Annotated in this window: 2 protein-coding genes and 1 pseudogene; 2 read left to right on the forward strand and 1 reads right to left on the reverse strand. The window is 73.0% G+C overall.

The annotated features are described in order from the left end of the window. Positions 1-86 precede the first annotated feature (86 nt). Positions 87-1532 carry an alpha,alpha-trehalose-phosphate synthase (UDP-forming) gene (locus FNQ90_RS19630; protein ID WP_182607572.1) on the forward strand — a complete coding sequence of 482 codons (1446 nt, stop codon included), beginning with the start codon at positions 87-89 and terminating at the stop codon, positions 1530-1532. Between the two features lie 76 nt (positions 1533-1608). Continuing rightward, the gene (locus FNQ90_RS19635; protein WP_267133076.1) at positions 1609-2232 is read left to right on the forward strand and encodes a class I SAM-dependent methyltransferase; all 624 of its coding nucleotides are present in this window, start codon (positions 1609-1611) and stop codon (positions 2230-2232) included. A gap of 61 nt (positions 2233-2293) precedes the next feature. Here the strand turns inward: FNQ90_RS19635 and FNQ90_RS27605 are convergent. Further along, positions 2294-2489, reverse strand: a pseudogene (locus tag FNQ90_RS27605) (hypothetical protein); the annotation flags it as partial.

Raw genomic sequence — 2489 nt, forward strand, 5'->3', positions numbered from 1 at the left:
ATAAGAGACAGCCTCATGCCCCTTCCGCCCCGGGAGCGTGACCGGACACACGTTTGACCGCCCCCTTCGCCGGCTATCCTCCGGCCATGGCCACCTCTGATCAGGTCCTGGTCGCTTCCAATCGCGGTCCGGTCGGTTTCACACCGGCCGAGGACGGCACACTCGTCGCCAAACGTGGCGGAGGCGGCCTCGTCTCCGGCCTCGGCGCCCTCGGCGACCACGCCGGGACCTGGGTCTGCGCGGCCCTGGACGACGGCGACCGGCAAGCCGTCGGCCGCGCCGGCGGCGGCCTCCTCGACCCCGCCGACACCGACGGTCGCGCCGTGCGGATGCTCGACATCCCCGCGGAGACCTTCGACGCCGCCTACAACGGCATCGCCAACTCCGTCCTGTGGTTCGTGCACCACATGCTCTACCAATCGCCGCTCGAGCCCCTCTTCGACCACCACTTCGAGGAGCAGTGGGCCGGCTACGAGCGGTACAACGCCGCGTTCGCCGACGCCCTCGCCGCCGAGGCCGAACACGGCGCCCGGGTACTGGTGCAGGACTACCACCTCTCACTCGTCCCCGGCATGCTCCGCGAACGCCGCCCCGACCTGCGCATCGGGCACTTCTCGCACACCCCCTGGGCACCGGCCGAGTGCTACCGGATGCTGCCCGACGACACCGCCCGGGCCGTCCTGCGCGGCATCCTCGGCGGCGACCGCGCCGCCTTCCTCACCTGGCGGTGGGCCAAGGCGTTCGCAGACTGCTGCCGCGACCTGCTCGGAGCCGAGGTCGTCGACCGGGGCCACGAACTGCACCTCACCGTCGACGGCGAGACCACCCGCGTCGGTGTCCACGGCCTCGGCGCCGACGGCGACTTCCTGCGCGAGCGTTCCCACCGCCCCGACGTGGACGAGCGCCTGGCCGTCCTCCGCCGGCAGGTCGGCGACCGCCGCACCATCGTGCGGGTGGACCGCACCGAGTTGTCCAAGAACATCGTGCGCGGTCTGCACGCCTACCGTCGCCTGTTGCACCGGCACCCCGAGTGGCACGACCGCGTCGTGCACGTCGCCTTCGCCTACCCCTCCCGCCAGGACCTGGCGATCTACCGCGAGTACACCGAGGAGGTCTCCCGGGTCGCCGACGGCATCAACGCCGAGTTCGGCCGTGACGGCTGGACCCCCGTGGTGCTGCACGTCAAGGACGACTTCGCGCGCTCCCTGGCCGCCTACCGCATGGCGGACGTGGCCCTGGTCAATCCCATCCGCGACGGCATGAACCTGGTCGCCAAGGAGGTGCCGGTCGTCTCCGACGACGGCTGCGCCCTCGTCCTCTCCCGCGAGGCCGGCGCCTTCGCCGACCTCGGCGAGGACGCCCTGGTCATCAACCCCTACGACCTCGCCGGCACCGCCGACGCCCTGCACCGCGCGCTGTCCATGACGCCGGAGGAGCGGGCCGACCGCACAAAGCGGCTCGCCGCCGCCGCGACCGCCCTGCCGCCCACCGCCTGGTTCCTCGCCCAACTCCACGCCCTCGACGAGCGCTGAGACCTGCCCGCAACGCCGGGGCGGAGTCGGAACCCTGACCGGATTCGATCACCACGACCACCACCACCGTCGGCTGCTGCGCCACGTACCGACCGGCTGCCGCACCGCCCTCGACGTCGGCTGCGGCACCGGCCGCTCCGCCCGCCGCCTCGCGGACCGGGGGATCGCGGTGGACGCGATGGACGCGATGGACCGCTCGGAGGCCGTCATCCGCGCCGCCCGCGCGGCGGGGACCCGCCCCGGGTCGCGGTTCCACCACCGCGATCTCGCCGTGGCCGGCCCGCCGGGCGAGGGGTACGACTTCATCTCGTGCCCGGCGAGCCTGCACCACATGCTGTTCGCGACGCTCACCGTGTTGCGCGACGCCCTGGCGCCGGGCGGTGTCCTCGCCGTGTTGGGCTGTCATCGGGACGCCTCGGCCGTGGACCGGATGTGCTCCCTGGCCGCCGTGCCGGTCAACGCGGCGGCCCGCCTCGCCGTGGCCGGCCGCGCCGCACTCCCCGGACGGCGCGGCGGGCCGGTCGGCCCGGCCGGGGGCGCGGGACCGCCCCCGGGAACGGTCACCGCGCCGGTGGTCGAGCCCCGGATGACGATGGAGGAGATCCGCCGGGAGGCGGCCGATCTGCTACCCGCCTTCACCCTCCGGCGCCTCCTCTTCTGGCGCCACCTCCTGCTCCACCGCACTCCCACCGAACACTGACCGGGGCGGGGGAAGAACCCCGTCGAGTCCGGGCCGTTCGTTGGTTTCGCGGTTTCGTGGTTCAGCGGACGATGGCCTGGACTTCCTGGACGGTGACATCGGTACCACCATCGACCAGCCCCTCGGGCAGACTCCCCCCGGCACCCGCGTGGTCCTGCCAGGTCACCTCCCACGTCACCGTGGCACTCAACCGATACGACCCCGCCCGGTGCGTGGAACGCAGATACGTCACACCACACGGCGGATCCTCCCCCGAC

The sequence above is a fragment of the Streptomyces alkaliphilus genome (assembly GCF_014141535.1).
Taxonomy (GTDB): Bacteria; Actinomycetota; Actinomycetes; order Streptomycetales; family Streptomycetaceae; genus Streptomyces; species Streptomyces alkaliphilus.